Origin of the sequence: Rhodococcus sp. PvR044, assembly GCF_040548995.1 — a bacterium.
GTDB lineage: Bacteria > Actinomycetota > Actinomycetes > Mycobacteriales > Mycobacteriaceae > Rhodococcus_G > Rhodococcus_G oryzae.
Map to the genome: position 1 here is coordinate 578288 of NZ_JBEPSX010000001.1, position 16774 is coordinate 595061.

A 16774-nucleotide genomic window follows, 5' to 3' on the forward strand; every position below is an offset into this window, starting at 1 on the left:
GCAACCATCAATTGACTTCGGGCACGAGGCACTAGCTCAGACGGACGGTTGGCAGCGCGGACACCAGAAGATCTGCCGTTCGCTTACGTGGGTTCCGTCGCCGAGGACCCCGCCCCTGACGAGGGTGCCGCAGCGCAGGCAGGGCCTGCCGGAACGGCCGTACACCCAGGTGCTGCGGCCGCGCCGGCGGTCTCCGGTGGTGATGCGCACGACGCGGTCCCGGTTCGCCACCAGTAGTCGGTGCGCGAGTTCGGCCCACGCGTGCGGCTCACCTGCGGCGGCCACCGGGGTCGCCGGGTGCACTCCGCGCAGGAAACACAGCTCGTTGCGGTAGACGTTGCCGATGCCCGCCATCACGCGCTGGTCCAGCAGGGCCAGGCCGATCGTGCGGGCGGGGTCGGCGGCGAGATTCGTCGCGGCGCGGTCGGGGTCCCAGTCGGGGCCGAGCAGGTCCGGCCCGAGATGACCGACCGCCCGCTCCTCTTCGTCCCTGGCGAGGACCTCGACGATGCCGAGCTGAAACCCGACCGCGAGGAAGTCGGTGGTGCCCAGCAGGATCCGCGCCTGCCACGCGGGCCTCCGCCAGCGTCCGCCCTCGGGATAGACGTGCCAGGCGCCCTCCATCTTCAGATGGGTGTGCACGGTCTGCCCGCTCACCCGGATCAGCAGGTGCTTGCCCCTGCTGACCACCTCGTCGACCGGTCCAGGGGTGAGGTCGACGGTCGCGAAGCGCGGCACCCGGATGTCGCAGACGGTGAGCGGCCGGCCCGCGAGCGCGGCGCGGAGCTGCCCCGCGACCTGCCAGACGGTGTCACCCTCGGGCATGGAGGGCCCGCTTGCGGAGGCCGCGCGGAGTCGCCGCGAAACCGGCCTCGACGAGGACCGGCGAGAGGGGGCTGGTGTGCACGGACTCGCCGTCGACCTTCTCGATGACGATCTTGTCGACGCCGCCGTGGTCCACCACGGCGGCCAGCGATCCGGCCGCACCGTGCAATGCGCCGGGATCATCGGTGAAGGTGAGCACGGTCTTGCCGCCGCGCTCGACGTACAGCGCGAGCTCCCCATCGATGAGCACCACCAGGGCGCCCGCCTTGCGGCCGGGCCGGTGCCCGCCCGCGGTGGCGGGCCAGGCCAGCGCGGCGCCGAACGGGTTCGCCGGGTCCGTCGCGGCGAGGGTCACGGCGGCTGGTGCGTTGGCCGGGCCGACCCGGTCGCCGTAGGCCCGCAGCCGGTCGACCACCTCGGAGGTCGAGAACTGTGCGGCGCCAAGGGTGTTGACGAAGTACCCACGTCTGCACCGCCCGCTGTCCTCGAAACCCCGCAGCACCTTGTACATCAGGGCGAAGCCACCGGGGACCGATTCGCTGACCACCGATCCCCGCGTGAGCACGCCGTACCGGTCCAGCAGCACGTCCGCCCGCGCGTGTGCCCGGATGGTCGGGTCGGGTTCGAGTTCGGGCAGCAGCGACCACCGTCCGCCGACGGTGGGCGGCCCGGTCCGGCTCGGCAACGCCGGACGGGCGAGGGCGCGGTAGGGCCGGGCTCGCGGTGCCCGGCGCGGCGCCCGGTGGCTCGGCGTCGAGCGCGAGGGCCCCGACAACAGGGCACGCAGGGGAGCGAAGGTGTCGTTGCTGAGGTGGCCGGCCCACACCAGCTCCCACAGCGAGGCCGCGAGGGCGGCGTCGTCGGTCCCGCCGATCAGGTCCGAGAGGTTCCGGAAGAAGTAGGCGCCACCCGGCGCGAGCGCGTCGAGGATCTGGCGTTGCTGCTCGGACAGCTCCGTGTCGACGGGCGGGGCCAGCGTCAGCGGCGCCGCATCGGCCGGGTGCAGGCACACCCAGCCGTCGCTGCCGGAGATCGCGCCTGCGCCCGACCACAGCACCTCGCCCGTGGCGGTCAGCTCGTCGAGCATCGCCGGCTGGTAGTCGCGCACCCGCGAACTCAGGATCATCGGTTCCCAGGCGGAGGCGGGGATCGGTACGCCCGCAAGCTGTTCGATCACCGCGGCCACCCCGTCGATTCCGCGCAGGCCGCCGCCGATGTGCTGCCAGTCGGGCAGGAAGCGGCCGAGCGCGAACGGCTCGACCGGCTCGACCTCCTTGCGGGCGGCGGCGAGGGAGCGGCGCCGGAGCCGCCGCAGCACCTCGGCGTCACACCACTCGCTGCCCGCGGCTGCGGGCCGGAACTCGCCCTCCAGCACGCGCTTGTCGGCGGCGAGGCGGCGCAACACGTCCCGGACCACGGAGGTCCCGAGTCCGAACCGGGCGGCCGCGTCGGCGAGGGAGAACGGTCCGTGGGTGCGGGCGTAGCGCGCGACGAGGTCGCCGAGCGGGTCGTCGACCGGTTCGATGAACGCGGCCGGGGTGCCGATCGGCAGCGGCACGCCGAGCGCGTCGCGCATCCGGCTCGCGTCCTCGATCGCCACCCACCACTGCTCGCCGGCGAAGCCGACCCGCATGGCCCGACGTTGCGCTTCGAGCTCGCGGACCCAGAGCGCGGCATCACCGTGCGTCCTGTTCGCGATCTCCGAGTCGGTCAGCGGCCCGAGCAGGCGCAGCAGGTCCGCGACCCCCTCGAGATCCTTTGCCCTGCGATCGGGGACGAGGCGTTGGAGTTCGCCTTCGGTGAGGTCGATGACGTCGGCATCGAGCAGTTCGCGCAGCTCCACCCGGCCGAGCAGTTCGGCGAGCAGGGTGGAGTCGAGGGACAGGGCGGCGGCCCGTCGCTCGGCGAGCGGGCTGTCGCCCTCGTACATGAACGCTCCGACGTAGTCGAAGAGGAGCGCCCCCGCGAAGGGCGACGGCGACGGCGTCTCGACCTCGACGAGCCTGATCTGCTTGCGGCCGATGCCGTCGAACAGGGCGGTGAGGGAGGGCAGGTCGTAGACGTCCTGCAGGCATTCGCGGACGGTCTCGAGCAGGATCGGGAAGGTCGGGAACTTGCGCGCGACGTCGAGCAGCTGGGCGGAGCGCTGTCGCTGCTGCCAGAGCGGCGCCCGCTTGCCCGGGTTGCGCCGCGGCAGCAGCAGGGCACGGGCGGCGCACTCGCGGAATCGGGACGCGAACAGCGCGGAGTTGCTGACCTGCTCGGTGACGATGTCCGCGATCTCGTCGCGATCGAAGACGAACAGCTCCGAGCCGGGCGGGGCGTCCTCGGTGTCCGGTAGCCGGACGATGATGCCGTCGTCGGATGCGGTCGGCGCGGAGTCGATCCCGTACCGCTCCTGCAGCCGGGCGCCGACCGCGAGGGCCCAGGGCGCATGCACCGGCAGCCCGTAGGGCGAGTGCAGCACGAGTCGCCAGTCGCCGAGCTCGTCGCGGAACCGCTCGACCACGAGGGTGCGGTCGGTGGGGACCTGTCCGGTGGCGGTGCGCTGCTCCTCGACGAGGGCGAGCAGGTTCTGGGTGGCGTTGGTGTCGAGGCCCTGGTCGGCCAGGCGGGCCCGCAGATCCGTGTCCGCGCCGAGTGACATCTCGCGCAGGAACTCGCCCAGAGCCGCGCCGAGCTCGGCGGGCCTGCCGAGGCCGTCACCGTGCCAGAACGGGAGCCGGCCGGGCAGGCCGTAGGCCGGGCTGACGAGGACCCGGTCGTGGGTGATCTCCTCGATCCGCCAGCTGGTGGCGCCGAGCGCGAAGACGTCGCCCACCCGCGACTCGTAGACCATCTCCTCGTCGAGCTCGCCGACCCGGGAGGCCTTCTCACCCACCATGTACACGGCGAACAGTCCGCGGTCCGGGATCGCTCCGCCGGAGGTGACGGCCAGCCGCTGTGAGCCGGGCCTGCCGGTGAGGACATCGGCGTCGCGATCCCAGACGAGTCTCGGGCGCAGCTCGGCGAACTCGTCGGACGGGTAGCGGCCCGCCAGCAGGTCGAGGGTGGCGTCGAACGCGGACCGGGGCAGTGTCGCGAAGTTCCCGGTGCGGCGGACCGCGTCGAACCAGGACTGGACGTCGAGCTGGTCGAGGGCGCAGGCGGCCACGGTGTGCTGGGCCAGGATGTCGAGCGGGTTCGCCGGGACCGCGAGCGCCTCGATCCGGCCCGCGGTCATCCGTTCCACGGTGACCGCGCAGTGGATGAGGTCGGTGCGGTGCTTGGGGAAGAGCACCCCCCTGGAGATCTCCCCGACCTGGTGCCCGGCTCGCCCGACCCGCTGCAGCCCGCTCGCCACCGAGGGCGGCGCCTCCACCTGCACGACGAGATCGACCGCGCCCATGTCGATTCCGAGCTCGAGGCTGCTGGTGGCCACCACGCAGCGCAGCCGCCCGGATTTGAGGTCGTCCTCGATGAGCGCGCGCTGGTCCTTGCTCACCGAGCCGTGGTGGGCGCGGGCGAGCAGCGCCTCGGCGCCGTGCCCCACCTCGGCGGTGGAGCCGATCAGCGAGGCCGGCTTGTGCACGGTCTCGACCGGGGCGCCGAGGCGGTCGGCATAGACCTCGTTGAGCCTGGCGGTGAGCCGCTCCGCGAGCCGGCGGGAATTGGCGAACACGATCGAGGACCGGTGCTCGAGGACCAGGTCGACGATCTGCTCCTCCACATGCGGCCAGATCGAACCCTGTTGTGGGGCCGGGGAAACGGAATTCTCGTCCGGTGTCGTGACCCCCAGTTCGGTCATGTCCTCGACCGGTACCCGCACGGTCAGGTCGAAGGTCTTCGGGGAGGGTGGGCAGACGATGTGGATGGGCGCGGACCCGGTGAGGAAGCGGCCCACCTCCTCGTGCGGGCGGACCGTCGCGGACAGCCCGATCCGTTGCGCAGGACGGGGGAGCAGCATGTCGAGCCGCTCGAGCGAGAGAGCCAGGTGTGCACCGCGTTTGGTCGCCGCGACGGCGTGCACCTCGTCGACGATCACGGTCTGCACGGTGGCGAGCGATTCGCGGGCCGCCGAGGTGAGCATGAGGAACAGCGACTCGGGCGTGGTGATGAGGATGTCGGGGGGTGTGCGCACCAGGGCACGGCGATCCGCGGGGCTGGTGTCGCCGGAACGGACGCCGACGGTGATCTCCGGCGGCGTCAGGCCAAGGCGCTTGGCGGTCTGGGTGATGCCGACCAGCGGGGCGCGCAGGTTCCGCTCGACGTCCACCGCGAGCGCCTTGAGCGGCGAGACGTACAGGACGGTGGTGCCAGGCGGGCGCTGATCGTCGTGCGGGCGGGCGGCCAGCTGGTCGAGCGCCCACAGGAACGCGGAGAGTGTCTTGCCGGATCCGGTCGGCGCGACGACCAGCGCGTGCGAGCCGTCGGCGATGGCGTCCCAGGCCCCGAGCTGGGCGGCGGTGGGCGCGGGGAAGGCGCCGGCGAACCACTCCCGGGTGGGGGCGGAGAACCTGCCGAGCACCGTGTCCATGGTGTCCATAGTGCCTCGGGCCCCCGACACTGGGCGCACACTGAGGGAGGCGTACTGCATCCGAGTCCGGAGAGGTGAACCGTCGTGTCCGAGAAGTCGAGCGTCAAGCAGGAGGTCGCCGCCGGCACCTCGATCGGGGCCGCGGTGCTTCTGGTTGCCGTCGGCGTGCTCCAGGTTCTTCAGGGGTTGGCTGCGGTCGGCACCGACGAGGTCTTCACCGTCGGCGTCGATTACACCTACGAGCTCGATCTGACCGCGTGGGGCTGGATCCACATCGCCCTCGGTGTGGTGATCGCGCTGGTGGGTGTCGCCTTGTTCCGGGCCGGGATATGGGCGCGGACGTTGGCGATCGTCATCGCGGCACTGTCGATCGTGGTCAACTTCCTGTGGCTGCCCTACGCCCCGGGGTGGGCCGGCCTGATCATCGTCCTCGATGTATTCGTCATCTGGGCGGTATGGACCTGGATTCCGAGCTCCGGCTGGGAGAAGCCGTTGCGGTAGGCGGAGGTGGCCATGGTGTCGACGGTCGTGGATACGCCCGAGTCCGGTGAGCACAGGAAGCTGCTGTATGTCACGCTGCCCGGGTGCTGGGGTGCACTCGTTTTCGCGTGCCTGTCGTTCACGCCGTCGCTGCTCCCGCGCGGGGGTGTGCTGCAAGGGGTGGTCTGTGGAATCACCGCCGCGATCGGGTACGGGCTGGGCGTGTTCGCGGCCTTCGTGTGGCGCGCGTTCGCCGATAGAGCTGCTCGGCGCCCGGGACGTCGCTCGTGGCTGGTCTTCCTCGTCAGTGCGGTGGTGCTGTTCGCAGTCTCGTTCGCGGCAGGGCAGTACTGGCAGCACCAGATCCGCGCGTTGATGGGTGTCACCGAGTACAACGTTCCGCTGGTGGTGCTCGCGCCCGTCGTCGCGGCGGTGGTGTTCTGTCTCCTCATTGCGATCGGGCGCGGCATTCGCGGCATGTATCGCTGGAGCGCGCGGCGGCTCGACCGGTGGATCGGCCAGCGGGCGGCGAGCGTTGTCGGGTGGTTCCTGATTGCCGGAATCGTCTACGCGGTGGTCTCGGGAGTGCTGCTCGGAGGCCTCGTCAGCGTCGCGAACGGGGCGTTCTCGTTGCGCGACACGATGACTCCGGAAGGTGTCCAGCAGCCCGCGACCGGCCTCCGGTCAGGCGGCCCCGGCTCAGTGGTGCCGTGGGATTCGCTGGGATGGCAGGGACGCAGCTTCATCGGCGCAGGTCCGACCACCGATCAGATCGGCCAGTTCGTCGACCACCCGGCCCTGGAACCGATTCGCAGCTACGCCGGTCTGGCGTCGTCGGACGATTCCGAGTCGAGGGCGGCGTTGGCGGTCGAGGACCTCGGCCGTGCCGGAGGCTTCCAGCGCGCCAACCTGCTCGTGGTGACGACGACCGGGAGCGGCTGGGTGGATCCGGCCCTGGTGGACAGCTTCGAGTACCTCACCGGTGGCGACGCGGCGACCGTGGCGATCCAGTACTCGTACCTGCCGTCGTGGATTTCCTACCTGGTCGATCAATCGAAGGCCAGGGAGGCGGGCCGCGATCTGTTCGACGCGGTCTACGACGTGTGGTCGAAACTGCCGCAGGATGCCCGTCCCCGGCTGTTCGTCGCGGGGGAGAGCCTTGGCTCGTTCGGCGGCGAGACCGCCTTCAGCGGTGAGTACGACCTGCGCAACCGGACCTCGGGAACGTTGTTCGCCGGCCCTCCCAACTTCAACACGCTGTTCCGCGAGTTCAGCGACCGGCGTGAGCCGGGGAGCCCGGAGGTCGAGCCCGTCTACAAGGACGGGCGAACGGTGCGATTCAGCAACGACCCCGAGGCCGGGATTCCCCCCGAGGGGAGCCCCTGGGACGGCAGCCGCGTTCTGTACCTGATGCATCCCTCGGACCCGATCGTCTGGTGGAGTCCGAACCTGATCTTGAGTGAGCCGGACTGGATCGGTCAGCCGCCGGGGCGGGACGTGCTCGAGGAAATGGTCTGGATACCGTTCGTGACGTTCTGGCAGATCACCGCAGACTTGCCGTTCTCCACCGGCGTTCCCGGCGGTCACGGCCACAAGTACACGTCCGAGTACGTCGACGGATGGAACGCGGTGCTGCAGCCCGTGGATCTCACCGGCGAGCAGCTCGCCACCCTCAGGACCGTCATCGGCACCGGCGGGTAGTGGCGATCGGCCGCCGCGTCGAGACGGTTCAGACGCCGGCGGCGTCAGCCCCGAGCTCGCCAAGCAAGGCCGCTCGCATCTGCGGCCTCGACGCCGCCACCAGTGTGAATGTGGCCTCGCGCATCAGCCGTTCGGCGGTGGCGCCGCTGACGGCCGCGGAGCTGCCCGTCGCGGTCACCAGCGCGGCGGCGGCCCGGATCGCGAGCTCGGAGGCCTGGGCCCGCGCCGCGAAGAGGTCGAACCGGCCGCCGAGTGCGGCATCGAGATTCGCCCGGACCGCCGTCGCCTCCGACGCGAATCCGGTGGTGTCCACGCCCCGCTCGCCGAGCTCGGTGAGGCAGCGCCGGGCGACGCCCATCGCCATGCACGCGTTGAGCCAGGACCCGAATCCCTGACCGGCGGCGAACTCCTCCTGGGGCACCACCTTGCTCACCCGCTCGTCCGGCACCTCGAAGCCGTCGAACCGCATCCGGACGGTGTTGCTCCCGCGCGCGGCGATCAGCGGCAGCTCTTCCACCGACACGCCCTGGCCGGGGGCCGCGTCGACGATGGCGTGCACGATCGAATCGTCGAACTCGTCGCGGGCGCTCAGCTGCAGGATGTCGACGATGCCCCAGCCGGTCACGAACGGCGCGACGCCGTCGAGCACGTACCCGCCCTCGACGCGGCGCGCGTACAGGAGCGGCGGCTGCGGGATGGCGCCTGCGAAGGCGACGCCTGCCCGGACCGACCCGTCCATCAACCCGTCCCAATATTCATCGCGCAGATCATGATTCGGGCTCGACGCCAGCCCCGCGACCACGCCGTGGTGCTGCATCCACGTGAAACAGGTGGCGAGGCAGCCGCCGCACAGCGTCTCCACCACCGCCACCAGGTCGTCGATACCGAGACCGGGTCCGCCGAACTCGGTCGGTGCGGCGAGGCCGTAGAAGCCCTCCGCGGCCAGCGCCTCGAAGTGACTGAGCGGGATCTCGCCGTCGGCATCGACGCTGTCGGCGGCGGGGTACAGCACGTCGTCGGCGATCTCGCGCGCGAGCTCGGGCCAGTTCGTCACGCCTGTGAGGGTAGATCCGCGGGGCCGGCAGCAGTGAGAAGCGCGCGGAGGTTTCGGGTGACGATGCCGGTCGAGATCGTGGGGTCGATGGCGCGCTGGATGCCGAGGCCGACGCCCATACTCAGCACGCTGGTCGCGGCGTCGTCCACCGACATCGGGAGCGTGACCTCCCCGGACGCCGTGAGCGCATCGAGCAGGGCCGCCACGATGCCACGCGCCATGTCGAGACTGGCCACGAGCGCGGCCCGCAGCTCCGGGTCGTGGCGCGCCAGCACGATGAACTCGAACTCGAGCGTCGTCCAGCCGACATCGCCGAGGGTGCGCTGCGCCCAGTCCTCGAACGCCGTCAGCCGTTCCTCCAGCGGCGCCTGCCGCGACATCACCTCGGCCACCTCGGCGCCCTTGGTGACGTGGATCAGCTGGAGCACCTCCAGGCACAGCTCGTTCTTGTTGCGGAAGTTCGAGTACACCGCGCCCTTGGAGTAGCCGGCCTCCTCGGCGACCTTCTCGAGCGAGGTCGCGGCGAACCCGTCGGCGAGGAACAGGTCGCGGGCGGTCGCGATCAGATTGGTCCTGGTCTGGGCCTGGCTCTCCGACCTGGTCAAGCGTGCCATTTGCGGTCCTCTCGAAAATTCTCACTCTTGGTATACCCATCGTATCCAAATACTGTTAGTTTCTGAATATGACTTCGAGTGACAGACAACTCCGTCGCGGCCTCGTCATCGGTTGCGGCGGAACTCTCGGCGCGGCCTGGACCGTTGCCGCGCTGGTGGCGGTGCGCGACAGCCTCGGCTGGGACCCCCGCGAGGCGGACGTTCTCGTCGGCACCTCGGCGGGCGCGGAACTGGTCACCATGCTCGGCAGCGGGGTTGGCGTGGACGAGATCCTGGCCATGCAGCTGGGGGAGCAGCCGACCCATCCGGCGCTGCGCGATCACCTGGCGGACGCCCCCGGCCGGGTGCCGCCGCTGCCTCGACTCGGGCTCGGCTCGCCGAAGCTGGTGCGCGCGGGCCTGCGCCATGAGGTGGCGCCGGTGACGGCACTGAGCGGGTTGCTGCCGCCCGGCGGGGGTGACGCGTCCTGGCTGCACCGGCTCGCGGTGGGACTGAACCCCGACCGTTCCTGGGTCCCGCACCCCGCGACCTGGCTCGTCGCGATGGACTACGACACCGGAGCCCGCGTCGCGTTCGGCTCGCCCGGTGCGCCGGAAGCGACACTGTCGCAGGCGCTCCGCGCGTCCTGGGCGATCCCGGGCTGGATGCCACCCGTCCGGATCAAGGGCCGCCGCTACGTCGACGGCGGCGCCGCCTCGACCGCGTCCGCGGACGTCCTCGCCCCGCTCGAACTCGACGAACTGGTGGTGCTGGCGCCGATGGCCTCCACCGGCCCCGTCCGCGCCAGGGGAGCCGCCCGCGCGGAACGACTGGTCCTGCGGAGCTGGATGAGCGCGGGCCTGGACGCGGAGATCACCACCGTCGAGGCGGCCGGCACCCGGGTCATCCGGCTCGACGCCACCGCCGAGGACCTGGCCGTGATGGGCCCGAACTTCATGGACGACCGCAGGCGTCTGGCCACGCTGGAGGCCGCCCTCCGCACGACCCGAAAGGCGCTCGCATGACACAGGAACAGCACTTCGAGGTCCTCATCGTCGGGGCCGGCATCTCCGGCATCGGCGCCGGGATCACCCTGCGACGGATGGGGATCACGGACTTCGCGATCCTCGAGAAGGGCGACTCGGTCGGTGGCACCTGGCGCGACAACGACTACCCCGGGTGCGCCTGCGACGTCCCGTCCGGCCTGTACTCGTTCTCGTTCGCGCCGAATCCGGAGTGGACCAGGCTGTTCGCGGGTCAGGACGAGATCCGCGGCTACATCGACCGCACCGCCGCTGAACACGGGGTCGACGCGCACGTTCGATTCGGCACCGAGCTGATCCGCGCGGACTGGGACGAGCCCGCCCACCGCTGGGTGCTGCAGACCTCGACGGGCACGCTCACCGCGAACTCCGTCGTCGCGGCCGTCGGGCCATGGAACGAGCCGCTGGTGCCGCCGATCCCCGGCCTGGACACCTTCGGCGGCAAGGTGTTCCACTCCTCGCGCTGGGATCACGACTACGACCTGGCAGGCAAGCGCGTCGCGGTCGTCGGCACCGGCGCCTCCGCGGTGCAGTTCGTGCCCGCGATCGCACCGACCGTGGGGGAGCTACACCTCTACCAGCGCACGGCGCAATGGGTGCTGCCGAAGCCGGACCATCACGTGCCGAAGGCTGAACGCTGGGTGATGCGCCGTGTCCCGGGCGCGCATCGCGCCCTGCGCGCGATCGAGTACTCGATCATGGAGGCGCTCGGGCTCGGATTCCGGCACCCGTGGATCCTGCGGATCGTGCAGCAGATCGGCAAGGTGCAGCTGCGTGCCCAGGTGCGCGACCCGGAGCTGCGGAAGGCACTCACGCCCGACTACACCCTCGGCTGCAAGCGCATGCTGCTGTCGAACACCTACTACCCGGCGCTGACCCGCCCCAATGTCGAGGTGCACGCCAACGCGGTCGCCTCCGTCCGGGGCAACACCGTGGTCGGGGCCGACGGTGCCGAGCGGGAGGTCGACGCGATCATCTTCGGCACCGGCTTCCACATCCTCGACATGCCGATCGGCGGCAAGATCTTCGACGGTGAGGGCCGCAGCCTCGACGAGCACTGGAAGGGCAGCCCGCAGGCCTACCTCGGCACCACGATCGCCGGCTTCCCCAATGCCTATGTGCTGCTGGGCCCGGCGCTCGGCACCGGCCACACCTCGGCGTTCATGATCCTCGAGGCGCAGCTGGGATACCTGGCGAAGGCGATCGCCGCGGCCAAGGACGGCAACTGGACCCGGATGGAGACCCGCCAGCAGGTGCAGGCGGCCTTCAATGCCGAGGTGCAGCAGGCGTTGGCCACCACCGTCTACAACGCCGGCGGATGCCAGAGCTACTTCCTGGACGTGAACGGGCGCAACAGTTTCAACTGGCCGTGGTCCACGGCGCGGATGAAGACCAGGCTCGGCGAGTTCGACGAGCGTGCATACGAGATGGAGACGCGATGAAGTATCCCGAGATCGATCTGCGCGGTGCGGTCGTCCTCATCACCGGAGCGGGCCGTGGCATCGGCCGTGCGACCGCACACGCCATGGCCGCGCGCGGCGCCTTGATCGCGGTCGCCGACCTCGATCGCGGCGCGGCCGACGAGGTCGCGGCCGAGATCGGTTCGGCGGCACGGGCCTACACGCTCGACGTGCGGACCCGGGCGTCGTGGGATGCCTGCGTCGCAGGCGTCATCGCCGATCTCGGCCCGATCGACATCCTGGTCGGCAACGCAGGCGTGATGCCGGTGGCCGCCTTCCTGGACGAACCGGACGAGATCGGCGAGACCACCCTCGACGTGAACGTGTGGGGGCTGATCCACGGCATGCGGACGGTGGCCCCCGCGATGGTCGCACGCGGCCGCGGCCACATCGTCAACGTCGCCTCGCTCGCGGGCAAGATCGCGATCCCGGGGCTGGCCGTGTACAACGCCAGCAAGTTCGCCGCCGTCGGACTCTCCTCGACGGCCCGCCTCGAGTTCGCGGAGGCGGGCGTCAGCGTGTCCACGGTGCTGCCCAGTGCCGTGCGGACGACGTTGACCTCTGGGCTCCCGCTCGGCAAGGGGCTGCCGACCGTCGACCCCGAGGACATCGCGGCGGCGGTCGTGCGCACGGTGTCGACGCGGCGCGCGCAGACCCCGGTGCCCGGCTACCTGGCCGCACTGGATGTCGGCCTGGCGCTGGCCCCCGAAGCGCTGATCACCCTGGTGCGCCGGGTGATCGGCGGGAACCGGGCGGTGACGTCCGTCGACCCGGCAGGGCGAGCAGACTATGACGAACGGGTGAAGTCGATCAGCCGAACTTCACCCCCTGCGCGAGCGGAAGCTGATCGGAGTAGTTGACGGTGTTGGTGGCGCGCCGCATGTAGGCCTTCCACGAATCGGATCCCGACTCGCGGCCGCCCCCGGTTTCCTTCTCGCCGCCGAATGCGCCGCCGATCTCCGCTCCTGAGGTGCCGATGTTCACGTTGGCGATCCCGCAATCGGAGCCGTCCGCCGCGAGGAACCGTTCGGCCTCGCGCTGGTCGGTGGTGAAGATCGCGGACGAAAGCCCCTGCGGCACATCGTTGTGCAGCGCGATCGCCTCGTCGAGGGCCTCGTAGGTGAGCACGTAGAGGATGGGGGCGAAGGTCTCCTCGCGCACCACCGAGGTCTGCGCGGGCATCCGGACCAGCGCGGGGGAGACGTAGTGGCCGCCGACCGCCTCCACCCGTTCGCCGCCCCACACCAGGGTGCCGCCGTCCGCCCTGGCCTTGTCCAGCGCGACCGTCATGGCCTCCCACGATCGTTCGCGGATCAACGGACCGACGAGGGTGTCCGCCTCGAGTGGGTTGCCGACGCGGAGTTGCCGGAAGGCGGTCGCGACCCGCTCGATCGTCTCCTCGGCGATCGAGGAGTGCACGATCAGCCTGCGCAGGCTGGTGCACCGCTGGCCTGCCGTGCCTGCCGCGGAGAACACGATCCCCCGCACGGCCAGGTCGAGGTCTGCAGACGGCGCGATCACGGCCGCGTTGTTTCCGCCGAGTTCGAGCAGGCACCGGCCGAAGCGCTGCGCGACCCGCGGTCCGACCTCCCTGCCCATCCGGACCGACCCGGTCGCGCTGACAAGGGCGACCCGCGGGTCGTCGACGAGCTGCTCACCGACGGGACCGGCGCCGAGGACAAGACGATGGACCCCGGCGGGCGCGCCCACGTCCTCGGCGGCCCTGCGCAGCAATGCATCACACGCGATCGCGGTCAGCGGCGTCAGCTCCGACGGCTTCCACACCACGGTGTCCCCGCACACCAGGGCGATCGCGGTGTTCCAGGACCACACCGCCACAGGGAAGTTGAACGCGGAGATCACCGCGACCACGCCCAGCGGATGCCAGGTCTCCATCAGGCGGTGTCCGGGGCGCTCGGACGCCATGGTCCTGCCGTACAGCTGGCGGGACAGGCCGACCGCGAACTCGCAGATGTCGATCATCTCCTGGACCTCACCGAGCGCCTCGGAGGTGATCTTTCCCGCCTCGAGCGTGACGAGGGTGGCGAGGTCCGACTTGTGCTCGGTCAGCAGTTCGCCGAGCCGTCGGATCAGCGCGCCACGCTGCGGTGCCGGCACCGTCCGCCACTGGAGGAATCCGTCGTGCGCGTCGGTGATGGCGTCGGCGACCTGCGCCGGTGTGGACGGCGTCAGCCGGCACAGGACTCCGCCGGTGATCGGGGTGCGGGCGAGCAGGGTGCCATCGGACGACGGGTGCTCGTCACGGGCACCGCATGCGCGCAACGCCGTCTCGGCCATCGTCCGCAGGGTCTCGGTGTCGGGAAGGTCCATGGTGTTCCTCCTGTCGGTGCCTGCTCCAGTGTCCGCTGAGTTAGCCTGCCTTGGTGCCGGACACACTGGACGAGATCGACACCCTGTTGGTGCGTGAACTGATCGCCGATGGCAGGGCCACGCTGGCGACGCTTGCCGAGAAGGCGGGGTTGTCGGTGTCGGCCGTCCAGACCCGGGTGCGCAGGCTGGAGGCCCGTCAGGTGATCCGGGGTTACGCCGCGAAGGTCGATCCGGAAGCGCTGGGCAACCAGCTCTCGGCGTTCGTCGCGATCACCCCTCTCGACCCGTCCAGTCCCGATGACGCGCCTGCCCGCCTCGAGCACATCCCGGGGATCGAGGCCTGTCATTCGGTCGCAGGGGAGGAGAGCTACGTCCTGCTGGTGCGAGTGGCGTCGCCGCGGGCGCTCGAGGCGCTGCTGCAGGAGATCCGGTCGACCGCGAACGTACGGACGCGCAGCACCATCATTCTGCAAACATTTTACGGTGACTAGCTAAGTGCCGAACAATTTTCCACATACTAGTGACTCTGACAGGATTATTAACATAATCTTGGGGTATGAGCACCGCGATCCGGCGTTCTCGGCCCGTCCCCGGCCTCGCCCCTGACGAGGTGCACGAGGTGCTGCGGGCGAGCCTGCTGGTCGACGGCTTCGACCTGGTCCTGGATCTGGAGCGATCGCACGGGCGGCGGCTCGTCGATCAGCGCGACGGCACCACCTACCTGGACATGTTCGGCTTCTTCGCGTCCTCGGCGCTCGGGATGAACCACCCCGACCTCGCGGCGGACGAGACCTTCCTGGCGGAGCTCACCACCGCCGCGGTGAACAAGCCGAGCAACTCCGACATCTACACCGTGCCGATGGCAGAGTTCGTGCGCACCTTCGTCCGGGTCCTCGGCGACCCGGCACTGCCACACCTGTTCTTCGTCGACGGCGGGGCGCTCGCCGTCGAGAACGCGCTCAAGGTGGCGTTCGACTGGAAGAGCCGGACGAACGAGGCCCGCGGGCTCGATCCGGCGCTCGGCACCAGGGTGCTGCACCTGACCCACGCCTTCCATGGCCGGAGCGGGTACACGCTGTCGCTGACCAACACCGACCCGAACAAGGTCGCGCGGTTCCCGAAGTTCGACTGGCCTCGCATCGACGCCCCCTTCCTCGAGCCCGGCCGCGACGCGGACGAGGCCGACGAGCGGGCGCTGGCACAGGCGCGACTGGCGTTCGATCGACATCCCGACGACATCGCCTGCTTCATCGCGGAGCCGATCCAGGGCGAGGGCGGGGACCACCACTTCAGGCCCGAGTTCCTCCAGCAGATGGCGGCGCTGTGCCACGAGCGCGACGCCCTCTTCCTGCTCGACGAGGTGCAGACCGGCGTCGGACTGACCGGGACCGCGTGGGCGTACCAGCAGCTCGGGCTCGCGCCCGACGTGGTCGCGTTCGGGAAGAAGTCGCAGGTGTGCGGGATCATGGCCGGTGGTCGCGTGGACGAGGTGCCCGACAACGTGTTTCGGGTGGCCTCGCGGATCAACTCGACCTGGGGCGGCAACCTGGCCGACATGGTCCGGGCCCGCCGCATCCTCGAGGTGATCGAACGGGACCGGCTGATCGACCGGGCCCGGCTGCTCGGCGCGCACCTGCTCTCGCGGCTCGTCGAACTGGCCGAGCGGCACCCGACCGTGACCGACCCCCGCGGGCGGGGGCTGATGTGCGCATGCACCCTGGACTCGACCGCCAGGCGCGATGCCCTCGTCACCCAGATGCGCGAACGCGAGCGCGTGCTGATCCTGGCGACGGGGGAGCGCGGCATCCGGTTCCGGCCACCGCTCACGGTGACGGTGGCCGAACTCGACGCCGCAGTCGATGCGCTCGATCGGCTGCTGAGCCGGTAGCGCGTCAGCCCCTGGCTGCCTCCCGCTCGAGGCGCTCCAGGCGAGGGCGATCGGCGAGGATGTGGATCTCGACGATCCGGCCGTTCGTGATGGTCACGGCCATGACCGACTGCAGCAGGCCGTCCGGTGCGTTGACCATTCCGACCGTGCCGTTGACGAGCGCGGGCACGGACGAGTGGGCGAACCGCGCGAAGCTGAGCGCCTGCGCGGACACCGCCTCCGCCCCGCGAACCACCTTCAGGATTCCGACGCCGGTGTCGGCCCTGAGCACCACGTCGGGGTCGAGGACGGCGACGAGGGCGTCGAAGTCGCCGCCCCTGGATGCGGCGAGGAACGCGTCCACGACCTCCCGCTGTCGGGCGAGGTCGGGATCGGGTACCGGGGTCGAGTCCTGGACGCGGCGGCGGGCGCGGCTGGCGAGCTGCCGGGTGGTGGCGGTGGTCTTCCCCACGACGGCCGCCACCTCCTCGAAGGGCACCGCGAACATGTCGTGCAGCACGAAGGCGAGGCGCTCGGCGGGGGTCAGGGTGTCCAGGACCACGAGCAGTGCGAGGCCGACGGAATCGCCGAGCAGCGCCTCGTGTTCGGGGTCGGTGCCCTCCACCGCGCTGACGATCGGATCGGGCAGCTGCTGGTCGTCGATGGAGTCCTCGCGGCGGACCTTGCGAGAGCGCAGCATGTCCAGGCAGACCCGTCCCATGACCGTCGTCAGCCACCCGCCGAGATTCGTGAGGCTCTCGGCCTCGGACCGGCTCAGTCGCAGCCAGGTCTCCTGGATCGCGTCGTCGGCATCGCTGAACGAGCCGAGCATTCGGTAGCCCACCGCCAGCAGATGGGTGCGGTGGTCCTCGAAACGCAGCGCCAAGGAGTCGTTCTCGTCCAT

13 protein-coding genes are annotated in these 16774 nt (G+C 70.6%); 7 read left to right on the forward strand and 6 right to left on the reverse strand.

Annotation, left to right across the window (positions count from 1 at the left end; translation table 11 throughout):
• Nucleotides 1-36: 36 nt before the first annotated feature.
• Both ABIC28_RS02555 and ABIC28_RS02560 read right to left on the reverse strand, forming a co-directional pair.
• Nucleotides 37-825: a DNA-formamidopyrimidine glycosylase family protein gene (locus tag ABIC28_RS02555; protein ID WP_097210494.1), complete on the reverse strand. Its 789-nt coding sequence runs from the start codon at nt 823-825 to the stop codon at nt 37-39.
• Nucleotides 812-5350 (reverse strand): ATP-dependent helicase, encoded by a 4539-nt coding sequence (locus ABIC28_RS02560; RefSeq protein WP_502944983.1) that lies wholly within the window; start codon nt 5348-5350, stop codon nt 812-814. The genes ABIC28_RS02555 and ABIC28_RS02560 overlap by 14 nt, the downstream gene beginning before the upstream one ends.
• A gap of 75 nt (nt 5351-5425) precedes the next feature.
• Here ABIC28_RS02560 and ABIC28_RS02565 point away from each other — a divergent pair, with 75 nt between their 5' ends.
• Nucleotides 5426-5842, forward strand: coding sequence for a DUF7144 family membrane protein (locus ABIC28_RS02565; RefSeq protein WP_097210496.1), 417 nt, complete (start codon nt 5426-5428; stop codon nt 5840-5842).
• A gap of 12 nt (nt 5843-5854) precedes the next feature.
• Nucleotides 5855-7522, forward strand: coding sequence for an alpha/beta hydrolase (locus tag ABIC28_RS02570; protein ID WP_209928816.1), 1668 nt, complete (start codon nt 5855-5857; stop codon nt 7520-7522).
• A gap of 28 nt (nt 7523-7550) precedes the next feature.
• Here the strand turns inward: ABIC28_RS02570 and ABIC28_RS02575 are convergent, their stop codons facing one another.
• Nucleotides 7551-8576 carry an acyl-CoA dehydrogenase family protein gene (locus ABIC28_RS02575; protein WP_209928817.1) on the reverse strand — a complete coding sequence of 342 codons (1026 nt, stop codon included), beginning with the start codon at nt 8574-8576 and terminating at the stop codon, nt 7551-7553.
• Nucleotides 8573-9190, reverse strand: a complete 618-nt coding sequence (locus tag ABIC28_RS02580; protein ID WP_209928819.1) for a TetR/AcrR family transcriptional regulator — start codon at nt 9188-9190, stop codon at nt 8573-8575. Before ABIC28_RS02580 ends, ABIC28_RS02575 begins: the two co-directional genes overlap by 4 nt.
• Before the next feature lie 68 nt (nt 9191-9258).
• Between ABIC28_RS02580 and ABIC28_RS02585 the strand changes: the two genes are divergently transcribed.
• From ABIC28_RS02585 to ABIC28_RS02595, 3 genes are read left to right on the forward strand one after another with little or no spacing between them, the layout of a single operon-like run.
• A complete protein-coding gene (locus ABIC28_RS02585; protein ID WP_097210499.1) occupies nt 9259-10194 on the forward strand; it encodes a patatin-like phospholipase family protein in 936 nt (311 codons plus the stop codon).
• Nucleotides 10191-11654, forward strand: a complete 1464-nt coding sequence (locus ABIC28_RS02590; protein ID WP_209928820.1) for a flavin-containing monooxygenase — start codon at nt 10191-10193, stop codon at nt 11652-11654. Before ABIC28_RS02585 ends, ABIC28_RS02590 begins: the two co-directional genes overlap by 4 nt.
• Entirely contained in the window at nt 11651-12532 is an 882-nt protein-coding gene (locus ABIC28_RS02595) for an SDR family oxidoreductase (RefSeq protein ID WP_097210501.1), read from the forward strand. Before ABIC28_RS02590 ends, ABIC28_RS02595 begins: the two co-directional genes overlap by 4 nt.
• Here ABIC28_RS02595 and amaB read toward each other — a convergent pair.
• Nucleotides 12483-14003 (reverse strand): L-piperidine-6-carboxylate dehydrogenase, encoded by a 1521-nt coding sequence (gene amaB, locus ABIC28_RS02600; protein WP_209928822.1) that lies wholly within the window; start codon nt 14001-14003, stop codon nt 12483-12485. The two genes, ABIC28_RS02595 and amaB, sit on opposite strands and share 50 nt — an antisense overlap.
• A gap of 50 nt (nt 14004-14053) precedes the next feature.
• Here amaB and ABIC28_RS02605 point away from each other — a divergent pair, with 50 nt between their 5' ends.
• Together ABIC28_RS02605 and lat are read left to right on the forward strand one after the other, a co-directional pair.
• Complete coding sequence (locus ABIC28_RS02605) at nt 14054-14494, forward strand: Lrp/AsnC family transcriptional regulator (RefSeq protein ID WP_097210503.1); 441 nt, start codon at nt 14054-14056, stop codon at nt 14492-14494.
• A gap of 65 nt (nt 14495-14559) precedes the next feature.
• On the forward strand, nt 14560-15891 hold the full coding sequence (lat, locus tag ABIC28_RS02610) for an L-lysine 6-transaminase (protein WP_097210504.1): 1332 nt from the start codon (nt 14560-14562) through the stop codon (nt 15889-15891).
• Between the two features lie 4 nt (nt 15892-15895).
• Here lat and ABIC28_RS02615 read toward each other — a convergent pair whose 3' ends face one another.
• On the reverse strand, nt 15896-16774 hold the full coding sequence (locus tag ABIC28_RS02615) for a sigma-70 family RNA polymerase sigma factor (RefSeq protein ID WP_097210505.1): 879 nt from the start codon (nt 16772-16774) through the stop codon (nt 15896-15898).

Coding starts and splice junctions, on each gene's coding strand:
- ABIC28_RS02555 (WP_097210494.1), bottom strand. CDS start 825: ATGCCCGAGGGTGACACCGTCTGGCAGGTCGCGGGGCAGCTCCGCGCC.
- ABIC28_RS02560 (WP_502944983.1), bottom strand. CDS start 5,350: ATGGACACCATGGACACGGTGCTCGGCAGGTTCTCCGCCCCCACCCGG.
- ABIC28_RS02570 (WP_209928816.1), top strand. CDS start 5,855: ATGGTGTCGACGGTCGTGGATACGCCCGAGTCCGGTGAGCACAGGAAG.
- ABIC28_RS02580 (WP_209928819.1), bottom strand. CDS start 9,190: ATGGCACGCTTGACCAGGTCGGAGAGCCAGGCCCAGACCAGGACCAAT.
- ABIC28_RS02585 (WP_097210499.1), top strand. CDS start 9,259: ATGACTTCGAGTGACAGACAACTCCGTCGCGGCCTCGTCATCGGTTGC.
- ABIC28_RS02590 (WP_209928820.1), top strand. CDS start 10,191: ATGACACAGGAACAGCACTTCGAGGTCCTCATCGTCGGGGCCGGCATC.
- ABIC28_RS02595 (WP_097210501.1), top strand. CDS start 11,651: ATGAAGTATCCCGAGATCGATCTGCGCGGTGCGGTCGTCCTCATCACC.
- amaB (WP_209928822.1), bottom strand. CDS start 14,003: ATGGACCTTCCCGACACCGAGACCCTGCGGACGATGGCCGAGACGGCG.
- lat (WP_097210504.1), top strand. CDS start 14,560: ATGAGCACCGCGATCCGGCGTTCTCGGCCCGTCCCCGGCCTCGCCCCT.
- ABIC28_RS02615 (WP_097210505.1), bottom strand. CDS start 16,774: ATGGACGAGAACGACTCCTTGGCGCTGCGTTTCGAGGACCACCGCACC.